A 19,812-nucleotide genomic window follows, 5' to 3' on the forward strand; every position below is an offset into this window, starting at 1 on the left:
ATAGGTGGGCCACATCAATTGCATGAAAATCAGTCAGTGATGATTATAGGCGCAGGGGCGGTCGGTTTGGCGACAGCGCAGGCTTTGTTGCAGGCGGGCGGCCAGGTGACCGTGCTGGAGCGCGGCGAGTTGGGGCAGGAAGCGTCTTGGGCGGGCGGCGGCATCATGTCGCCGTTGTGTCCGTGGGATTATCCCGAGGAGGTCACGCGTTTGGCATTGCTGGGCATGGCGCGTTTCGAGCGTTTCACTGCCGAACTGACGGCCAATACCGGGGTGGATACCGAATACCAGCGTTGCGGGATGCGCGTGTTGCCGCCGTTCGAGCCGCAAGTGGCGGTCGACTGGTGCGAGGCGCACGGTATGCGTTACGAGCTGGCCGACGATTCGATCTTTTTGCCGGAGGTCGCCCAGGTGCGCAATCCGCGTTTGTTGCGTGCCATGCGGGAGCGGGTGATGCAGCTTGGCGGGCGCATCGTGGAGCAGTGCGAGGTGCTGGCTGTCGAGTCGCTGACGGGCAGGGTGCGGCATGTGCGCACCAGTCAGGGCGACTTCGAAGCGGATGATTATGTGCTGACGGCGGGTGCCTGGAGCAAGGCTTTGCTGGGCGAGTATGCGCAGCACTTGGACATCAAACCGATCCGCGGGCAGATGCTGTTGTTCAAGTTCGATACGCCGCCGTTGCCGCATATCCTGTTGCAGCGCGATCTGTACTTCATTCCCCGCAAGGATGGTCATCTGCTGATCGGCAGCACGCTGGAAGATGTCGGCTTCGATAAGTCCACGACGGAGGCAGCGCGCGAATCCATGCTGCAGCGCGCAATCGAGTTGCTGCCTGCCTTGCAGGGCATGCCTGTCGTGCGGCATTGGGCGGGCCTGCGGCCCGGTTCGCCGGGCAATGTCCCGACCATAGACCGGCATCCGGCACTGGAGAATCTCTATATCAACGGCGGCCATTTCCGCTACGGCGTCACCATGGCACCCGCCAGTGCGGAAGTGCTGCTCAACAAGGTGCTCGACAGGCCGCAGGTACTCGATGTCTCGCCGTATCGCTGGCGTTAGGCGTTGCCCGACTGCGCGCTATCCGCATATAATCCGCGCCGGAATGCCGATGTAGCTCAGTTGGTAGAGCAACGCACTCGTAACGCGTAGGTCACCAGTTCGATCCCGGTCATCGGCACCATTTCTCTCGCTATTCCGCAGCGAACAGTCAGGAGCATCAATGACCTTGCCGTCTTCCGGTTCGCAATCATCCCGCCGCAGGAAAATCATCATTGCCGTCATCGCAGTGGCTGGCATCGCCGCCGCAGCGTTGCTGTTCCCGCATGCCGAGCCGATACCCGTGGTGTTGCAGCCGGTGGAACGCGGCATCGTGGAAGCCTCGGTCAGCAACACGCGCGCGGGCACGGTGAACGCCTGCCGCCGCGCCAAGATGTCGCCTTCCGCTGGCGGGCAGATCGCCAGGCTGGCAGTGAAGAAGGGGCAGCGCGTGAGAGAGGGCCAAGTGTTGCTCGAGCTGTGGGACAACGACCTGCACGCCCAGGAGAATCTGGCACAGGAGCAACTCAAGGTCGCGCTGACGCGCACGCAGGAGGTGTGCACGCTGGCCGATGCGGCGCAGCGCGATGCCACACGTACACAGGAGTTGCGTGACAAAGGGTTCATCTCCGCGCAGCAGCTCGATCGCGCGGTCACCGAGGCACAGGCGAAGGCGGCTGCCTGTGCCTCCGCCAACGGGGATGTGGAACAGGCACGTTCCCGTATCAAGCTGGCGCGTGCAGCGCTGGAGCGCATGGTGCTACGCGCGCCGTTCGACGGCATCGTCGCCGATATCAGCGGCGAACTGGGCGAATATGCGACACCCTCACCTCCCGGTATCTTGACGATACCCGCTATCGACCTGATCGACGACAGCTGTATGTATGTCAGCGCGCCCATAGACGAGGTGGATGCGGCCAAACTGAAGGTGGGACAGGTCAGCCGCATCACGCTGGATGCCATCAAGGGGCGCAGCTTCCCGGGCAAGGTGCGGCGCATCGCGCCCTATGTGCTCGATCTGGAGAAGCAGGCGCGTACGGTGGAAGTAGAGGTGGAGTTCGACCAGGTCGACGAGAAGGACAGCCTGCTGGTCGGTTACAGCGCCGATGTCGAGATCATCCACGACACGCGCCAGAACGTGCTGCGCATCCCCACCCAGACCCTGCTCGAAGGCAATCGCGTGCTGCTGTACGGCAACAAGGGCGTGCTGGAGGAACGCAAGGTCACTACCGGCTTGTCCAACTGGGAACACGCTGAAGTGACCTCGGGACTGGTCGAGGGCGACCGCGTGGTTCTGTCGCTCGACCGCGCCGGGGTGAAGGCGGGGGCCAAGGTCGTGCCGGAAGAACCCGCCGCCCAATGATCGAACTGCAGAACGTCTGCCGCACCTTCACTGTCGGCGACCAGCAAGTCGCCGCGCTGCGCGATATCAACCTCAGGCTCGATGCGGGCGAATACATCTCCATCATGGGGCCGTCCGGCTCCGGCAAGTCCACCATGCTCAACATGCTCGGCCTGCTCGACCGGCCGACATCCGGCACCTACCTGCTCGATGGTGGCAACGTCAGCGACCTCAACGACGAGCAACAGGCGCGCGTGCGCCGCGAGAAGATCGGCTTCGTGTTCCAGTCCTTCCACCTGGTGCCGCGCCTCACCGCAGCGCAGAACGTCGAGCTGCCGATGATCCTTGCGGGCATCCCTGCGGAAGAGCGAAGGGCGCGCGTGCAGGAGCTGATGCAGAACTACGGTCTGGCGGACCGCGCCGACCACAAACCCGACCAGCTTTCCGGCGGCCAGCGCCAGCGCGTCGCCATCGCCCGCGCCACGGTAATGAACCCCACCGTGTTGCTGGCCGACGAACCCACCGGCAACCTCGACCGCAACACCGGCTGGGAAGTGCTGAAACTGCTGGAAGGCCTGCTGGAGCGGGGCATCACGCTCGTGCTGGTGACGCACGATGCCGAGATCGGCGCGCGCGCGCAACGCTGCATCCACATGCTGGACGGGCGCATCCGCTCGGATGAACGCCAGGCAGGATGAAGCTCGCTGACACTATCCGGTTCGCCTCGGGCAGCCTGCGCGGCAGCCCCACGCGCACGCTGCTGATGATGCTGGCGATGTCCATCGGCGTGGCGGCGGTGGTGGTGCTCACCGCGCTGGGCGAAGGCGCGCGCCGCTACGTGATCGACCAGTTCTCCTCGCTTGGCACCAACCTAGTCATCGTGTTGCCGGGGCGCACCGAGACCGCCGGGGTCGGCCCCGGCCTGATGTCTGGGCAGACACCGCGCGAGATCACACTGGAAGATGCGCAGGCCTTGCTGCGCAGCCATGCGGTGAAGCGCTTTGCGCCGCTGACGGTGGGTTCGGCCACGCTGTCGCGCGATGCCTTGAATCGCGAGGTGGTGGTGCTGGGTTCCACTTCCGATCTGCTGGAAGTGCGCCACATGGCCATCGCGCTCGGCCGCTTCCTGCCTGCGGGCGACATCAACGATGCGACACCGGTGTGCGTGCTGGGCAACCAGATGAAGCGCGAACTGTTCGGCAACGAGCAGGCGGTGGGGCAGTGGGTGCGGCTGGGCGACCGGCGCTTCCGTGTCATCGGCGTGCTGGCATCGCAGGGCGAATCGATGGGCATGCGCACCGACGAACTGGTGATCATCCCGGTCGCCGCCGCGCACCAGTTGTTCAACACTTCCGGTCTGTTCCGCGTGCTCATCGAAGCGAAGAACCGCGACGCCATCGAGCAAGTCGTGCGCGATGCCGAGGCCATCATGACTGAACGCCACGGCGGCGAGCGCGATGTGACCGTCATCACCCAGGATGCGGTGTTGCAGACCTTCGATCGCATCCTTACCGCGCTGACCATGGCGGTGGGCGGCATCGCCGCCATCAGTCTCGCCGTGGCGGGCGTGCTGATCATGAACGTGATGCTGATCGCGGTGGCGCAACGCATCAGGGAGATCGGCCTGCTCAAGGCGCTGGGCGCGCCGGGGCGGCAGATCCGCCATCTGTTCTTTGCCGAAGCGGTGCTGCTCTCCGGCATCGGCAGTGTGGCCGGGCTGGTGCTGGGTTACACCGGCAGTTTCATCATCGGCCAGGTCTATCCGATGCTGCCGGTGTCGCCGCCCTGGTGGGCGGTGCTCGCGGCGTGCGCCACGGCGCTCGGCACCGGCGTGCTGTTCAGCGTGTGGCCCGCGCGGCGCGCGGCGCGGCTCGACCCGGTCGCGGCACTGGCGGGGAAATAAGCCATGTACCTGCGCGACCTCATCACGCTGACCAGTTCCAGCTTCCTCACCTACCGCATGCGCAGTTTCCTCACCGGGCTGGGCATCGCAATCGGCATCGCAGCGGTCATCCTGCTCACCTCTATCGGCGAGGGCCTGCACCAGTTCATGCTGGCCGAGTTCTCGCAGTTCGGCACCAACATCATCAGTGTGCAGCCCGGCAAGACGCAGACGCAGGGCGGCAACGTCGGCATCTTCGGCTCGGTGCGGCCGCTGACGCTGGACGATGCTGACGCGCTACGTCGCCTGCAGTATGTGCAGTACGTCATCCCCGGCCTGGTGGGCAATGCCGAAGTGCGTTTCGAGGGGCGAACGCGGCGCACCATGGTGCTGGGCGAGGGGCGCGATTTCAGCAAGGCTTTCACCATGAAGGTGCAGAGCGGCGGCTTCTGGACCGACGAGGACAACGAGCAGGCACGCGCGCAGGCGGTGATCGGATCCAAGATCCAGCAGGAACTGTTCGGCGGCAGGAATCCGCTCGGACAATACATGCGCATCGGCGGCCAGCGTTATCGCGTGGTCGGGGTGATGGAATCCAAGGGGCAGATCCTCGGTATGGATATGGACGATGCCGTGTTCATCCCGGCGGCGCGCGCGATGGAGCTGCTCAACCGTCCCAGCCTGATGGAAGTCAACGTCAGCTACCGCGCCGACGTGCCCGCTGACACGGTGATCCGCCTGATCCGGGAACGCATGATCGAACGCCATGGGCGCGAGGATTTCACCATCATCTCGCAGGAGCAGGCGCTGGAAGTGCTGAGCTCGGTGCTCGACATCATCACTTTCGCTGTCGCCGCACTGGGCGGCATCTCGCTGCTGGTCGGCGCGGTCGGCATCCTCACCATCATGACCATGGCCGTCACTGAACGCACCGCCGAGATCGGCCTGCTGCGCGCGCTGGGTGCGCGCGAAAAGCAGGTGCTGACCCTGTTCCTGAGCGAAGCCATGATCCTCTCGGCGCTGGGCGGCCTGCTCGGCCTGCTGATCGGTGTGGGCATCGCGCAGGGCCTGCACCTGCTGTTCCCCGCGCTGCCGGTGCATACGCCCTGGCTGTATGCGCTGCTGGCGGAAATGACCGCGATCACCATCGGCCTCGCGGCCGGCGTCGTGCCCGCCATGCGCGCGGCCAAACTCGACCCGGTCGAAGCTTTGCATGCAGAATAGCGACCCTTTCAAAGGTAAAGAACCATGCTGAGTTATCGCCACGCCTTCCATGCCGGCAACCATGCCGACGTGCTGAAACATTTCGTGCAGATGCAGTTGCTGCAGTATCTGGCGCAGAAGGACAAACCCTTCTGGGTGATCGACACCCATGCCGGGGCAGGGTGTTACGAGTTGCTCAGCGGTTACGCGGCGAAGAACGCGGAATACGAAAGCGGCATCGCGCGGCTGTGGGATGCCCAAGGCTTGCCGCCTGCGCTGGCCGAGTATGTCGCGCTGGTGAAACGACTCAATCCAGAAGGCGGGCTGAAGCTCTATCCCGGTTCGCCGCTGGTGTCGCAGATGCTGCTGCGCGAGCAGGACCGGCTGCGATTGTTCGAGTTGCATCCTTCCGATTACGAGATCCTGACGGAGAACTTCATCGCACACGACAAGCAGGTGATGGTGCAGAAGTCGGACGGCTTCGCTGCACTCAAGGCGCTGCTGCCGCCACCGCCGCGCCGCGCGCTGGTACTGATCGATCCACCCTATGAAGAGAAACAGGATTACAAACGCGTGGTCGATGCCTTGCAGGAAGGGCTTAAGCGCTTCGCCACCGGCACCTATGCCGTGTGGTATCCCTGCCTGCAGCGAGAAGAAGCAGAGCGCCTGCCGGACAAGCTGAAACGGCTGCCGGTGAAGAGCTGGCTGCAGGTCGAACTCCATGTGCAGTCGCCTGCGGCCGATGGCTTCGGCATGCACGGCAGCGGCATGTTCGTGCTCAATCCGCCGTGGACCTTGCATGCCACCTTGCAGGAAGTCATGCCCAGGCTGGTGGCTTTGCTTGGCCAAGATGCGAGTGCCGGATTCGTGCTGGAGCAGCAGGCAGCCTGACATGGCGTACCCGCGATCCTGCGACATCTTCTGCACCGTGGTCGACAACTACGGCGACATCGGTGTGTGCTGGCGGCTGGCGCGGCAACTGGCGCATGAGCATGGCCTGCAGGTGCGGCTGTGGGTGGATGACCTGCACAGCTTCGGCCGGATGTTGCCGGAACTGGATGTCGCCTTGACGCAGCAGACGTGTCGCGGTGTCGGGATCCGGCTTTGGACGGCGGACATGCCGGAGGTTGAGCCAGCCGAACTGGTGATCGGCGCGTTCGCCTGCAGATTGCCGGAAAGCTACATTCGGGCGATGGCAGCGCGAGAGCGCAAGCCTGTCTGGCTCAATCTGGAATATCTCAGTGCGGAAGATTGGGTGGAGTCGCACCACAAACTACCGTCCCCGCATCCGCAGTTGCCGCTGACCAAGTATTTCTTTTTCCCGGGTTTCACCGACAGGACGGGCGGCTTACTGATCGAGCGCGACTTGCTGGCACAACGCGATGCCTTCCGCGCGGATGCAGCGATGCAAGCGCGTTACTGGCAAGGGCTGGGCGTGTCGCCGCAACGGCGGGCGGGGGAGCTGCGCGTATCGCTGTTCAGCTATGAGAATGCGGCCATCGCGCCGTTGCTGCGGGCTTGGGCGGAAGGGGCCTCCCCGCTGTGCTGTCTGTTGCCGGAAGGGCGCGCCGTGCCGCAGGTGGCGGCTTTCTTCGGCCATGCGGGCGGGCGGGCCGGTGATGTCTGGCAGCGCGGCAGCCTGACCGTGCATGTGTTGCCGTTCGTCGAACAACCCGAATATGACCGGCTGCTGTGGGCCTGCGATATAAATTTCGTGCGCGGCGAGGATTCCTGCGTGCGGGCGCAATGGGCGGCCAAGCCCTTCATCTGGCAGATATATCCCCAGCAGGACGGGGTGCATCTGGACAAACTGGATGCCTTGCGGGCGCGCTATGTCGAGGGACTGCCGGCAGATGCGGCGCTGGCGGTGCGGGATCTGTGGCTGGCGTGGAACGGGGGAACGGATGTCGCGGCTGCTTGGGGACGGTTCAGCGAACGGCACGAACTGTTGGCGGAACATGGCCTGGCATGGGCAAAGCATCTGTCCGGGAATGATCTCGCATTGAATCTGCTGGATTTTTTCCGGCAAACTGAATAGAATCCGCGCCTCAAAATTTTAGGGCAGTAAACATGAAAACAGCACAAGAACTCCGCGCCGGTAACGTGATCAATGTTGGCGGCGAACCGATGGTCATCCTGAAGGCCGAATACAGCCGTTCCGGCCGCAACGGTTCCGTGGTGAAGATGAAGATGAAGGGACTGCTGAGCGGTTCCGGCAAAGAGACGGTGTACGCGGCCGACGACAAGTTCGACCAGATCATCCTCGACAAGAAAGACTGCACCTACTCCTACTACTCGGATCCGATGTATGTGTTCATGGACGAGGAATACAACCAGTACGAAGTGGAAAAAGAGAATGTCGGTGACGCAGTGAACTATCTGACCGACGGCATGGAAGACAAGTGCGAAGTGACCTTCTACGAAGGCAAGGCCATCTCCGTCGAACTGCCGAACACCATCGTGCGCGAAGTCGAGTACACCGAGCCCGCCGTGCGCGGCGACACTTCCGGCAAGGTGATGAAGCCTGCCAAGCTGGTTGGTTCCGGTTTTGAATTGCCGGTGGCTGCGTTCATCGAGATCGGCGACAAGATCGAGATCGACACCCGCACCAACGAGTTCAAGAAGCGCGCGAACTAAGTCTGCTTTGTTGATGCAATGGAAAAGAGCCGCTGCGAAGCGGCTCTTTTGTTTGGTGCCGGCTGAGAGTTACAGCTTTTCTACGCTGTACACCGCCACCAGCCGGTGCGTCTCGCCGGGTTGCAGGGTGATGACGTTCTCCAGCGCATTGCCGCTCTCCACACACACCATGTCACGGTGCAAAGCGGGGCCGAAGTCGCCCATCTTCTCGGCTTTTTCTTTCCACGGATTCCACACCACGGTGGAGCGGCTGCCTTGTTTGGTGATGCGGATGGCGCGTTTCAGACCCTTGTCTTCGATCACGCAATCGGCTTCCGTGTTCACATACACGCGATCGACTTCGCTTTCGATCTTGATGCCGCCCTGCTGGGTGCAGCGTGCGAAATCCTGCACCTTGTCCAGATATTCGCAGCCTTCCAGTCCGGTGATGGTCATGTTGTCGACATCGCTGATCTGGAAGTAGGTATGCAGGGCTTCGCCCAGTTCGAACGGTGCATCGCCGGTGTTGGTGGTGACCAGTTCGACCTTGAGCGATCTGCCTACGGTCACTTCCAGTTGGGCGGTGCTGGCATGCGGCCATTGCGCGTGCGTCGTGTCGTTCTCGATCATGCCGAAGCGCAGGCTGGTGGAACCGTCGGAATGCGCTTTGGTCTCCAGCAGTTCCCAGGGCACGGTGCGGGCAAAACCGTGGCCGGGCAACTTGCTGTCGGTTTTGTGCGGGCCGAACCATGGCCAGCAGAGCGGCACACCGCCGCGTATGGATTTCCCCGGCGCGAACTTCGCGTTTGGGGAGAGCCACAGCACGGGCTCTTCGCCGCGCGGCTGGAAAGTGGCGATGTGCGCGCCCTGCAGCGCTATGTTGGCCAACGCATGCTGGTTGGCGACTTCGGCGATGATCACGCCGTCGGCGATCTCGCGCAGTTGCACGTGGTTCTCGATGGCGTGTTGCCGGTTCAGGCTATGCAAGATACTCATTTCTCTACTCCTGTTGTTATCTATTCTGTTCGGCTGGCGGTGCGCTCTTGAGCACTTCTTCCAGGGTGGTCGTGCCGTTGGCGATCTTTTGCGCGCCCGAGATGCGCAGCGGCTTCATGCCTTCGCGCCCGGCCTGGTCGCGCAACGCGGCGATATCGGTGTCGGCGGTGATGAGTTTGCGCAGCTCGGGCGACATGAGCAGGATCTCGTAGATGCCGATGCGCCCCGAATAACCGGTCATGCGGCATTCCAGGCAGCCCTGCGGACGATGCAATTTGGCGGGGCGCGCCGCTTTCCATGGAGAGACCAAGTTATCCCACAACACGTGGTCGGCGTCGCTGGCCGGGTGCGGTTGTTTGCAATGCGGGCACAGCGTGCGTACCAGTCGCTGCGCCATGATGCCGAGCAAGGTGGCATTGAGCAGATAAGGCGGCACGCCCAGGTCGAGCAGGCGGGTGATGGCGGAAGGCGCGTCATTGGTGTGCAGGGTGGAGAGCACCAGGTGGCCGGTCAGCGCCGCCTGAATGGCCATGTCTGCCGTCTCCAGATCGCGGATCTCGCCCACCATGATGATGTCCGGGTCTTGGCGCATCAGGGCGCGCACCCCGTCGGCGAAGTTCAGGCCGATGTCTGGCTGCACCTGCATCTGGTTGAAGGACGGTTCGACCATCTCGATCGGGTCTTCCAGCGTGCATACGTTCACTTCCGGTGTGGCCAGATGTTTCAGGGTCGAATACAGTGTGGTGGTCTTGCCGGAACCGGTGGGGCCGGTGACCAGGATGATGCCGTTCGGTCTGCCGGTCATCTGTTCCCAGCGGGTACGGTCATCCTCCGAGAAACCCAGTTCGGCGAAATCTCGCACCAGCACTTCCGGGTCGAAGATACGCATCACCAGCTTCTCGCCGAAGGCGGTGGGCAGGGTGGACAGGCGCAGTTCGATCTCCTGACCTTCCTCGGTGCGCGTCTTGATGCGGCCATCCTGCGGGCGGCGCTTCTCCATCAGATCCATGCGGCCCAGCAACTTGATGCGGCTGGTCATTGCGTTCACCACCGACATCGGCAACTGGTGCACCTGATGCAGCACACCGTCGATGCGGAAACGCACGATGCCCGCCTCGCGGCGCGGCTCGATATGGATATCCGAGGCGCGCTGCTCGAAGGCGTATTGCCACAGCCAGTCGACGATATGCACGATGTGCTGGTCGTTGGCATCGAATTGCTTGTTGCTCTTGCCCAGCTCGACCAGTTGTTCGAAAGAAGCGAGGGTGCCGGAAGGGGCGTTGCTGTGCGTCGCGCTCTTCACCGAGCGCGCCAGGTTGTAGAACTCGACCAGATAGCGCTTGATGTCCAGCGGGTTTGCGACCACGCGGCGGATGCTCTTGCGCGAAGTCTGGCGCAACACGGTCTCCCAGTCGCGCAACCAGGGTTCCGCCGTCGCCACCACCAGATCGCCACCGTCGATGCGGATGGGCATGATGGAGAAACGGTTGGCGTAATCGATGGACATCAACTCGGTCAGATTGGAGAAGTCGATCTTGAGCGGATCGATGTGGAAATACTCCAGTCCCGCCTTGCCGGCCAGCCATTCGGTCAGGGATTCCAGCGTCAGGATACGGTTGGGCGGCAGCAACGATCTCCAGCTCTTTTCCGCGATGACGACCAGCGGGTGATGGTCGTTGCGTTGGACACGGCGCTCGGCGACCAGAACATCCGCCTCGGCTTTGTCCACCATACCGTCTGCGACCAGCATGTCGAGCAGCTCGGTCAGTTTGAGTTTGTGATTGGGAACGTCTTGTGCGCCCATGTGCATGCCCTGATAAAGTCCGGCGACTATACCGACAACGGACAGTGTCTTCAATAAAGTTGCAGCAATGCTGAGTTTGGTTGCGGCGGCGGGAATTGAACCTGTGATGCAAAACAATAAAGTGGAGTAATAGGGAGGGACGTGGAGTGGGAATTGTTCAGTCATCGAGCTGCCTTCTCGATAACCTCATCCCTTCTGGACCGCCTTTCGCGTCCTGCGCGAGCGTTGCTCGCTGGTGGCCTTGCAGGCCGCGCCTTCGCCTGCATGCGAAGGCCGCTTCGGGCTACAAACAGCACGCAGGTGCTGTTTGTGAGGGCGCAGTGAGTACATCATTCTTGCCAGCCAACGCGCTAGCAGGCGCGTTGGCGTTCGCGGGCTCGCAGCAGTGCTGCTCGAATTCCCCGTTCACCCCCGCCGTCCGTTCCGGACGCGGATTCAATTCCCGCTCAATCTCAACGCATCTAAATAAAAATGACACCTCGTGTGATGGGGGACATAAAGTTGCACTTGGTAGGCGCCATAACGTTGCACTATGCCGAAAAGTCGATCATGAGCTACGACTTCAGCTATTCGGTCAGAAGAGACATCGGCGGTTTGCTGAAATGATTGTCCGTTCAGGCTGAGGGGATATCCGATCATTATTCAAATTCGATCACGCAAGCAGTTTGGTCGTACTTGTATTGCAAACGAGATTGCCAGCGTTATGCAAAGGAAGGCGGGGGATAAAAAGGTCGCTGGCAGTCAGTGGAGTTGCTGCTTTGAACTGCTGCTGGCAAATAAAAGCCTCCAACAAATCCACGACATTTCAGCTCTAATTGCTTGGTGTGGGACGTATGCGTTAGGGGCTATTGTTGAACATACCGACAGCGGCACAGTAAGTCATGTTATCGCCCAACTATTGTCGAGCTTGTCATAATTTCGTATTTTAGGCATGACTTGCTATCTCCTTTATAATCAGCGCTGCTCGCCTTTTGGCATGCAGCGCAATTTGCCCACCGACAACCTTTTCAAATGACACGATCCGAACTCATCGCGAAGCTGGCCGAACGCTTCCCGCAACTCACCATCAAAGATTCTGAACTATCCGTTGGCGTAATTCTGGGCAGCTTGGCTGACAGTCTTGCACAGGGAGGGCGATCAGAAATCCGTGGATTCGGCAGCTTCAGCCTCAACTACCGCCCCCCGCGCATGGGACGTAATCCTAAGAATGGTGTTTCGGTCTCAGTCCCCGGCAAGTACGTGCCGCACTTTAAGCCGGGAAAAGAACTGCGCGTGAGAGTGGACTATGCTGAAGTGTCACTAGAGTAAAAAGCAGAATTCCGCCCCCGTTCTCTTGGGGTTTTCTTTCACCTCAATTTGTGGTCGCACTCATGTTGGTGCAATGATTGTCGCTATACAAAGCAACCTCCGGCTCCCCATAACTTTGATAGGTGTGTATCGACATCGTTGCGATGGATAATAAAAGACGGGGTTGCCAGAATTGAACAGCCGCGCTTTATAACAAACGCAAAGGAAGGATTAATATGGCCGGTTCTGGTTCGAGGGATACGGGAATTAGACCTCCCAAGAGTCCCTGTAGCAGCCTTAGATTTCGCACAGTACTCAACTCGCCTCAAGCTAACATCATAAGAACCCTTCAGGTGGGTGACGAGTTGCCGCTAAGTGTTCTTCCTTCCCCGCCCAGTCCTGTCGTTGCTACCCATAATGGCGTTGCTGCTGGAACAGTAACAGGAAGCCAAGTGAATGCATTGATAAACTGCATAATGAATGGTTTCCAATTTGTTGCGGAAGTTATTGAAGTTCGTGGGGGGCAGTGCATTGTTGACGTTCATATCAAATGAGTAGCCCCGACGTGGATGTCATTGGAGGAGCATATCTAGAAGAATGTGCTTTTCCCACGCGATCAATTTGTCGAGGAAGTGGCGTGCGCGCAGCCGCAATATTAGCGAGTCTTGGCGTTCAGGTCAGTCTTCATTCCTTTACAGGCCCATCAAAGCGTCATTTCGAGGAAATAGCGCGCAATTATAAGTTCAAGCTAATTGCTCGCGATAAGCAAACGGATATTTCTTTTCATTATTCCCATCCGCTAGCTCGCCCACAAATTTTCCCGACCACGGTTTCTATTGAAGAGCAGTCCAATGAAACCGTAAAGGCCAAGAACGTGCTTGTGTTTGGAATGATAGAGGGCAGAATTCCAGTACACGCGGACCGAGCTGTCTATGATCCACAGGATGGCGTTAACTCGAAGCACTATACAGACAATGGCTCATCTGCGAATGAGCTAGCCTTGGTGGTTTCCTACTCTGAGGGCGCTGCACTAACAGGCAAGCGCATTCCTACAGAGATTGCCGCTTGTCTTATGAAGCAACCGAACGTGGTAACAGCGATTGTCAAATGCGGGCCCCAAGGAGCACTTGTCGCTACACCCAATGAAATGAAATGGATTGGAGCATTTCCTTCTGGCCGAGTATATAAAATCGGATCGGGGGATGTATTTTCAGCTGCGTTTGCATTTGCGTGGTTGACTAAAGGTAGCTCTGCGTTGCTTTCTGCTTGGTTCGCCTCCCGCATCGTAGCTGCATATGTGGAATGTGGTATGGATTCGATTGACGCACTCGCAGTCCAAGGCTACTGGGAAGATGCGGATAATGGGCTATTACAGCGGACAAATAGCGTTGCAAGGACAATACCAACCTCACAAATTTATCTAGCTGGGCCGTTCTTTACTACAGCCCAGCGTTGGGCTGTGGATGAGGCTAGAGCCGCGTTACGCGATATGGGATTTCGTGTATTTTCGCCGGTACATGATGTTGGATTTGGCTCTTCAGATGAGGTGGTTCAAGCGGACTTATTTGAACTCGGACGATCGCAGGTAGTCTTGGCTTTACTTGACGGCATGGATCCCGGGACAATTTTTGAGATTGGATATGCCAGGGCAAATGGTATTCCTGTGATCGCAGTGGCTGAATCCGCCAGGGATAGTGACCTTACGATGCTCTTTGGATCTGGTTGTTCAGTGGTAGATGATTTCTCGACAGGTATCTACTATGCGTGCTGGCAACTGATGGGTGATGTCTGACATATTGCTGCTATCTGGCGGTATCGATTCAGCCGCATTGGCTGCATGGTACCGCCCTGATCTTTGCATAACTGTTGATTATGGACAACGAGCTGCCGCAGCAGAAGCTAGTGCCGCCAAATCGATTTGCGAGGCGCTCGCCCTGCGCCATGAAAATCTTGAAATCCAAGTTCCTCAATTGGGGGCTGGCGATATGTCGGCTGGCGCTCCTTGCCGTCATTCGCAACACTCAGAATTTTGGCCATTCCGAAATCAATTCCTAGTCACGTTAGCCGCAATGCGAGCAATGCAGTGTCATTTCGAACGAATATTAATTGGGAGCGTTAGTACAGATGTGCGCCATAAAGATGGACGGAAAGAGTTCATAGAACAGTTCGGGAATCTGCTAGAAATTCAGGAAGGTGGTCTAAGGTTGATGGCACCCGCGATTAGCATGACATCACTCGAACTGGTGAAAGCTTCTGGAATCCCCATGGAGGTTCTTGCTTGGTCGCATTCCTGTCATTTGTCAGATCTTGCCTGCGGAAGTTGTAAAGGCTGCATCAAGCACTCTGAGATTATGGCGGCATTGGGTTATGACCGTTAGTGTCACAAATGCAACGGGAATTGACGCTCTCTTATTAACTTTCGCTCTCGAGTCGAAGTGACACCCAGCTTATCCGAGATGGCATCAAGCGCAATTTTCCCGTAATCTCGCATTTGATCCCACATAAGGCAATCCATCACTGCGGCTCTTACGCCAAGAGCCTGACAGAATTGCAGGTAGCGATCTTCCATAACTAAATACTCGCGATCTACCTTCTGATGCGGATGAAAAATGCCGCAAAGGATGCCAGCACGTACCAAATGAATGTCCAAGATCGCAACGTCGTCGGTATCGAGATAGTTTCTTGCTACCCAACCTGCGGTCTTGTGCCCGACCCCTTTGATGTGCAACAACTCATTCCGTAGGCCTCTTCCGTCTTGAAAGTTTAGCGGATGCTCTGAAATGTACCTCATTGACTCCGCCAGAAATCGAGACTTTTGATTGGGGTAGCGATAGTGCTGCATTCTTTCATTTACTAAGACCGGCTGCCTCAGTTGTTCCTGCCAAATATCAACTGAAGTTTCACGTCGCGAAATGAGCCCAGCCGAATTACATGCACTAAACATTGCTGTCGCAAGCTCGGCGGAAATTCCAAATCCCCCTAGCATACAAAATACAAGCTCTTGGACGACATCCCCCTTTGCGTGATGAGGAGACCTTTCGACACGGTCAAGTCCATGCATCCAATATTGCGCTAGCCAGTAAGCTGGTGTGAACGCTTCCCAATACTGCCCCCATCGAACACCAGGCAGCAACTCAGTTTCCGGATTTGGGAGCTCCCTTTTTGATTCCGTCCCATCGATCCAATAGTGCACCATTTGAGCCACGCTGAAATCCTCCGCACAGAGCCAATTGCAACTTGCAAGTTAACTTGTGTATATTATGCAACATGGGAATTAAATTGCAACTTAATGAGGAGGTGACAGCGCTTGCTCTCGCCATAGATTCGGCTCGTAAAAACAAGGGGTACACCTTGCAGCAGCTAGGAGAGTTGAGTGGAATAGATAAAGGTCAGATCTCAAGATTTACAGCCGGACGCTTCAAGACAATATCTAAAAATTTACAACAAATATGCAACATCCTTGAGCTGAACCCGAATGACTACCGAGTTGTGGGCTCGCGCATACCCTCCCATGTATTAACGGAAATTGAGCGTGGATGGCACAGTTCTGGATCTCAACGAAAAAAATTTGAGGATGCGTTGGTGGCGCTATCGAAAATGTTTTCCTAAGCCAACTTGCTATATCAAGCCGCATGTTCCATGCATTCTCCAAATTCGGTCTAGAACATTATGGATGTCTTGAACAGCAGTCAGGAATGAAGCAAAGAAGCCTTACAGAGTAGTGCTTCTTGTCTTTGTATGCAGCGCGGGGAAAGTTATGTCTTACCATTATCAGTTGCGGATTTAAGTTATGTGCCAGCTTTGAATGCGGTCACATTACTTGAATGGCAGCCGTTCTATTTCACTGAAACCAGATCATCAGCCCAAGCGAGGAAAGTTGATCCTTCGGGTTTGTTATTGCACGTGTAACAGAGGGGAAGGATATATTCATTATTGCCTTCGCCGGCTTTGATGACATGGCCGCCAACATCAGCGCTCCCGGGGCATGCAAAAGCCTCGCATCGTGACGCTTTCTTGAATCGCATCTTCTCCCAGAAATCAAGCCAACTTGCATAGCCTGAAGGTGGGTTCTTGTCCGCAGTATTGTTCTTGTTTCGTATTTCGATGATGGGCATGGACATATCGATTCTCCTGGAATCGGTCTACAGAGTATGGATAGTTTCGCTATCGGTAGTGGCAATGCAAAACCGCCTTAATGATCCTCCAAATATTTCCTCACCTTATCCACCAGAGGGCCGACAGCCTTCACGGCTTGCTTGAGCTGTACTCCCGACACGCCGAATTTGTGAGTCCAATAACGGACTTCCCACGGTTCATTTACGTTGATGCGTTTCGGGTCCTGCGGTTGGCGGATGTTCAGATTGTCTGGCATGGCAATTCTCCTTGTGTGCGGGAAACGAGATGGATTCTGCGCACTCCAATATTCCCAAGACAACCTGTGAACTTTGATAGGACAAACGTTTTGCGGAAGGCGATAGGATTTTATCCATGCGCAAACAGGGGCGGGAGAGATGCTCATGGATCAGGTGATCGCAAGCTCGGTAGTTGCCGCAAATTCCTCGGTGCAATCAAATCTAATCGACAGGACGGGAGAAGCTGTGAACCTGTTCTCCAGCGAGATATTGGGTTACGCGATCATTCTGGCGGCGATCGGTACGATAACCATGGCACTCATCGAGCTATACAAAAGCATGATGAATTCCAGACTGCACTTCCACAAAAATCGCGTTCGCGCGTGGCTGAACGCTGACCGTGATCCAGACGCCTATTCAGAGATGATGTCGATTGCCACAGGCAACCCAATCAAGGATGACTTCCTGAAGAACCACTCCGTCAGAATCACTAACAAAGCGATGGGAGAAGTACATTTCAGTGACGTGATATTCGACCAGCCGACAGAGAAAATGATGGGGCAATTCCAGTCGGCAGCCAACATCGTCATGGATTTCCCCGCGAGGTATCCGGCGTTGTATGCGTTCCTGACGGGCAGCGTATCCGCCAACAGGCTGCATGAGGATGCCAGACAGTGGGTGGACTACTGTGCGATGGCCTCAAACGGGATGGCGTATGAGAGCTATGGAGAGAAGAAGTTGGGGCGCGAGGCTTCTCAATCTCGCGCAAGGCTGGCAAACCTAGTCGCCAGGAAACTGGATGGATTTCAGAACGAAACGCAATATCTGTGGGCTGAATATAACCAGCGTGCCGCCGTCGTTCTCGGCTCGATAATCATGTACTACGTCCTGAAGAGTAGTGACGCAGGAAGTCATCTTGGACCATTTGAGATCGCGATTTTGTCTGTGATTGGCGGAATGGTCTCGCCCTTTGCAAAGGATGTCGTGTCGGCACTTTCTGGCTTGAACGCCAAGAGAAAGTAGGCGATGCCAGACGCAGACTGGAATGCCACCTCTCTGTCTTTCAGGCAGCAGAGTAAAGGAGGGGAGGTCAAGCAGCTCGATCCGGCAGAGCGGCAGAAACTGTTCGAGAAGTTGAGACAGGAATTGAGTGCCAAACCGCTGCCGGTACTCCTGCTGCTGGTACACGGATACAACAACAACGAAGAAGACGCGACAAAAGCTTACGAGAACGGCTTTCGCGACTGCCAGCGCAGGATTGCGCAGGAGCGGGGCAATCAGCCGATACTCGACAACAGAGTGGTCGGAGAGGTGTTTTGGCCGGGTGACGCGAACTGGGGATTGTTTTCCTTTTTGTTCTATATGGGCAGCATAGAGAACGCCCTCCAGTCTTCCAAAGAATTGGTGAACGTGCTTGTTCAGCTCTGCCGTGAGATCCCGCAATTGAAGATAGAGATCGTCGCCCACTCAATGGGGTGCAGATTGACTCTGGAGTTACTCAGGCAAATGTTCTGGCTGTATGACCGGATCAATTGCGTGGTGCTTATGGCGGCAGCAGTGCCGACTTTTAAGCTGGAGAACTCGAATCGAGGGAACCTGCGTTCAGTGATCGAGAATGTGCCGGTCAAAAGTCTGTACTCGAATTGCGACATAGTACTGTCGATGGCATTCCCGCTTGGACAAACATTTGCGCCGGGAGATGAAGGGATATTGCCGGTAGCACTCGGGCATAACTATTGGGTGGATGGGAATGCATACATCGAACAGAAGCCGGTGGATAAAGCAGGTCACTCTGACTACTGGGGGTGGAATCCAAAAACCATGCACATAGGAATGGAAGCGAACAAGTTGGTGCGAAGCATGCTTGGTCAATATGAAATCTGCCCGAGAACGATTGGCGACAGGGTCACGTTAGTCAGAAGGAATTGTGAAGACATTTCAGGAGCTGAGAGTCTGCGAGATCCAACCAGAATCATCGGCGATGAATTGTTAATTCAATATTAAGGTGCGATTATGAAAAGAATATTTTCAGCATTGATGTTGTATATAGTTACACAGAGTGTTCATGCGGCGGGGTGTGGCGAGTTGGAGTGGAAGGCAAAAGATCTGAGTACTGGGCAGACTTTCCAAACTGAGAAGCCGGGATATTTTGATGTCGGTTTAGGATATGCAAGCATCGGCAATGTTGCAGGGGGGCTCGCTGCTTCTGGAATCCTTGCAACAATCAAGGTTTACCCATGCGGGAAATGGTATGCGGTGCGAAAAGGGTCGACACCTAAAGAAGCGGCAGAGAAGGTCGTCCAAGCGGCTTCCAATCCGTCTGATGCAGAAAAAATGGCCGCGGCAGAAGCAGAGCTGCGGGGACTCTTCGAAGATCGGGATATATATCCACTGGTCGGTGAGGAATGGAAGCATCGCTTTTCCATTTTCTATGGAAGGTCGCTAGGAAACTTCGATCCGACGAGCATAGACGGAGAGGTGAATGCGATCGGTATTGGATTCGATATTGCACCTGAATTTGCAGTAGTTGCAGGACGAGCGATGTTCCGTACAAAAGGGGCCGCTGGCGACACGGGACGTTGGATGATTGGTGTGCAGATGAACTTTAGCGCTTTCTCAGCATTCCGGGATTTGGGGAAATAAGGCGCTGAGATTTCCTTGAGAGCGGTAGGGCATGAAGGTGAACGGAATTAACCTCACCGTAGTATGTGATGCATCTTGCCTGGCAGGCTAGATTAATCTCAAAACGACTGCTTTTATGGAAGCAGCGGTCTTATTGGATGCGCCTAACTTGCTGACCGCATTGTTGATGTGAAAGTTCACGGTGCTGTCGGAGATATTCATGATGTCACCAGTCTCGCTAGATGTCTTGCCTTCAGCAGTCCAGCGCATCACCTCACATTCTCGTGCGGTCAGCGTTACGCTCGATTCAGGCATCAGTTTGTCGAGCAACAGGCGTGATAGCCCCTCATGAGCCAATTGTGCGACCCAAGACATCTTCAAATTGTTCTCTGATAGCTCCGAGGGTGAGAGATTGTCGTGGGAGCGAGCTAGCGTGAGCAGACTACCGACGCCGCGCGCATCATGGCAAGACTGAGCCCAGCCGACTCTAAGTCCATGAGACCTGGCCTCTTCCCAGAATTCGCGGCAGGTTGCGAACAGGCCGTCTGACCAGACCAGCGGCAGAACCGATTTCATTCCGTGCGCAACAGTTGGATCAATCAATAGATAGTTGTTCCGAACATAGCTGTCTTGCCAACTAGTGGGGTAATTGTTCAACAGGACTACTTTGGGT

General features: G+C 57.1%; 21 protein-coding genes and 1 tRNA gene. 16 read left to right on the top strand and 6 right to left on the bottom strand.

The genetic code is table 11. The features are described from left to right. Positions 1-39 precede the first annotated feature (39 nt). The 9 genes from ACYPYQ_RS05760 to efp all read left to right on the top strand — a co-directional run bounded on the left by ACYPYQ_RS05760 (position 40) and on the right by efp (position 8,099). Positions 40-1,059: an NAD(P)/FAD-dependent oxidoreductase gene (locus tag ACYPYQ_RS05760; protein WP_459721128.1), complete on the top strand. Its 1,020-nt coding sequence runs from the start codon at positions 40-42 to the stop codon at positions 1,057-1,059. 45 nt (positions 1,060-1,104) lie between these two features. Then, a tRNA-Thr gene (locus ACYPYQ_RS05765) sits at positions 1,105-1,180 on the top strand. A 39-nt stretch (positions 1,181-1,219) separates the two neighbouring features. Continuing rightward, the gene (locus ACYPYQ_RS05770) at positions 1,220-2,398 is read left to right on the top strand and encodes an efflux RND transporter periplasmic adaptor subunit (protein ID WP_459721131.1); all 1,179 of its coding nucleotides are present in this window, start codon (positions 1,220-1,222) and stop codon (positions 2,396-2,398) included. Beyond that, positions 2,395-3,075 carry an ABC transporter ATP-binding protein gene (locus tag ACYPYQ_RS05775; protein WP_459721136.1) on the top strand — a complete coding sequence of 227 codons (681 nt, stop codon included), beginning with the start codon at positions 2,395-2,397 and terminating at the stop codon, positions 3,073-3,075. Before ACYPYQ_RS05770 ends, ACYPYQ_RS05775 begins: the two co-directional genes overlap by 4 nt. Next, positions 3,072-4,280: an ABC transporter permease gene (locus ACYPYQ_RS05780; RefSeq protein WP_459721139.1), complete on the top strand. Its 1,209-nt coding sequence runs from the start codon at positions 3,072-3,074 to the stop codon at positions 4,278-4,280. The genes ACYPYQ_RS05775 and ACYPYQ_RS05780 overlap by 4 nt, the downstream gene beginning before the upstream one ends. 3 nt (positions 4,281-4,283) lie before the next feature. Further along, positions 4,284-5,483 (top strand): ABC transporter permease, encoded by a 1,200-nt coding sequence (locus tag ACYPYQ_RS05785; protein ID WP_459721142.1) that lies wholly within the window; start codon positions 4,284-4,286, stop codon positions 5,481-5,483. Positions 5,484-5,507: 24 nt separating this feature from the next. After that, a complete protein-coding gene (locus ACYPYQ_RS05790) occupies positions 5,508-6,353 on the top strand; it encodes a 23S rRNA (adenine(2030)-N(6))-methyltransferase RlmJ (RefSeq protein ID WP_459721145.1) in 846 nt (281 codons plus the stop codon). A 1-nt stretch (position 6,354) separates the two neighbouring features. After that, a complete protein-coding gene (gene earP / locus ACYPYQ_RS05795; RefSeq protein ID WP_459721148.1) occupies positions 6,355-7,500 on the top strand; it encodes an elongation factor P maturation arginine rhamnosyltransferase EarP in 1,146 nt (381 codons plus the stop codon). 32 nt (positions 7,501-7,532) lie between these two features. Next, complete coding sequence (gene efp / locus ACYPYQ_RS05800; protein WP_459721151.1) at positions 7,533-8,099, top strand: elongation factor P; 567 nt, start codon at positions 7,533-7,535, stop codon at positions 8,097-8,099. A 69-nt stretch (positions 8,100-8,168) separates the two neighbouring features. On the opposite strand, the gene ACYPYQ_RS05805 is transcribed toward efp, so the two are convergent. Together ACYPYQ_RS05805 and ACYPYQ_RS05810 are read right to left on the bottom strand one after the other, a co-directional pair. Continuing rightward, a complete protein-coding gene (locus tag ACYPYQ_RS05805; RefSeq protein ID WP_459721155.1) occupies positions 8,169-9,074 on the bottom strand; it encodes a D-hexose-6-phosphate mutarotase in 906 nt (301 codons plus the stop codon). A gap of 16 nt (positions 9,075-9,090) precedes the next feature. Continuing rightward, positions 9,091-10,878, bottom strand: coding sequence for a GspE/PulE family protein (locus ACYPYQ_RS05810; RefSeq protein WP_459721212.1), 1,788 nt, complete (start codon positions 10,876-10,878; stop codon positions 9,091-9,093). A gap of 1,011 nt (positions 10,879-11,889) precedes the next feature. Here ACYPYQ_RS05810 and ACYPYQ_RS05815 point away from each other — a divergent pair. The 3 genes from ACYPYQ_RS05815 (at position 11,890) to ACYPYQ_RS05825 (ending at position 14,543) form a co-directional block, all read left to right on the top strand. Further along, the gene (locus ACYPYQ_RS05815; protein ID WP_459721158.1) at positions 11,890-12,186 is read left to right on the top strand and encodes an integration host factor subunit beta; all 297 of its coding nucleotides are present in this window, start codon (positions 11,890-11,892) and stop codon (positions 12,184-12,186) included. A 616-nt stretch (positions 12,187-12,802) separates the two neighbouring features. After that, entirely contained in the window at positions 12,803-13,957 is a 1,155-nt protein-coding gene (locus ACYPYQ_RS05820) for a nucleoside 2-deoxyribosyltransferase (RefSeq protein WP_459721161.1), read from the top strand. Beyond that, positions 13,950-14,543, top strand: a complete 594-nt coding sequence (locus ACYPYQ_RS05825) for a 7-cyano-7-deazaguanine synthase (protein ID WP_459721164.1) — start codon at positions 13,950-13,952, stop codon at positions 14,541-14,543. Before ACYPYQ_RS05820 ends, ACYPYQ_RS05825 begins: the two co-directional genes overlap by 8 nt. A 2-nt stretch (positions 14,544-14,545) precedes the next feature. Here ACYPYQ_RS05825 and ACYPYQ_RS05830 read toward each other — a convergent pair whose 3' ends face one another. Further along, positions 14,546-15,361 carry an 8-oxoguanine DNA glycosylase gene (locus ACYPYQ_RS05830; RefSeq protein WP_459721215.1) on the bottom strand — a complete coding sequence of 272 codons (816 nt, stop codon included), beginning with the start codon at positions 15,359-15,361 and terminating at the stop codon, positions 14,546-14,548. An 83-nt stretch (positions 15,362-15,444) separates the two neighbouring features. Here ACYPYQ_RS05830 and ACYPYQ_RS05835 point away from each other — a divergent pair, with 83 nt between their 5' ends. Then, on the top strand, positions 15,445-15,774 hold the full coding sequence (locus ACYPYQ_RS05835; protein WP_459721167.1) for a helix-turn-helix domain-containing protein: 330 nt from the start codon (positions 15,445-15,447) through the stop codon (positions 15,772-15,774). Positions 15,775-16,001: 227 nt separating this feature from the next. Here ACYPYQ_RS05835 and ACYPYQ_RS05840 read toward each other — a convergent pair whose 3' ends face one another. Both ACYPYQ_RS05840 and ACYPYQ_RS05845 read right to left on the bottom strand, forming a co-directional pair. Continuing rightward, the gene (locus ACYPYQ_RS05840) at positions 16,002-16,286 is read right to left on the bottom strand and encodes a hypothetical protein (protein ID WP_459721169.1); all 285 of its coding nucleotides are present in this window, start codon (positions 16,284-16,286) and stop codon (positions 16,002-16,004) included. 71 nt (positions 16,287-16,357) lie between these two features. After that, positions 16,358-16,537, bottom strand: coding sequence for a DUF3606 domain-containing protein (locus ACYPYQ_RS05845; protein ID WP_459721172.1), 180 nt, complete (start codon positions 16,535-16,537; stop codon positions 16,358-16,360). A 145-nt stretch (positions 16,538-16,682) separates the two neighbouring features. Here ACYPYQ_RS05845 and ACYPYQ_RS05850 point away from each other — a divergent pair, with 145 nt between their 5' ends. Genes ACYPYQ_RS05850 through ACYPYQ_RS05860 form a run of 3 tightly spaced genes read left to right on the top strand, consistent with a single transcriptional unit; the run spans position 16,683 to position 19,160 of the window. Beyond that, positions 16,683-17,540: a hypothetical protein gene (locus ACYPYQ_RS05850; RefSeq protein WP_459721175.1), complete on the top strand. Its 858-nt coding sequence runs from the start codon at positions 16,683-16,685 to the stop codon at positions 17,538-17,540. Positions 17,541-17,543: 3 nt separating this feature from the next. After that, positions 17,544-18,521 carry an alpha/beta hydrolase gene (locus tag ACYPYQ_RS05855; RefSeq protein WP_459721178.1) on the top strand — a complete coding sequence of 326 codons (978 nt, stop codon included), beginning with the start codon at positions 17,544-17,546 and terminating at the stop codon, positions 18,519-18,521. Between the two features lie 9 nt (positions 18,522-18,530). After that, positions 18,531-19,160 (top strand): hypothetical protein, encoded by a 630-nt coding sequence (locus tag ACYPYQ_RS05860; RefSeq protein WP_459721181.1) that lies wholly within the window; start codon positions 18,531-18,533, stop codon positions 19,158-19,160. Between the two features lie 87 nt (positions 19,161-19,247). On the opposite strand, the gene ACYPYQ_RS05865 is transcribed toward ACYPYQ_RS05860, so the two are convergent. Continuing rightward, a partial coding sequence (locus ACYPYQ_RS05865; RefSeq protein ID WP_459721184.1) for an autoinducer binding domain-containing protein occupies positions 19,248-19,812 on the bottom strand: 565 nt, incomplete at its 5' end.

This window comes from Sideroxyarcus sp. TK5, assembly GCF_054601595.1.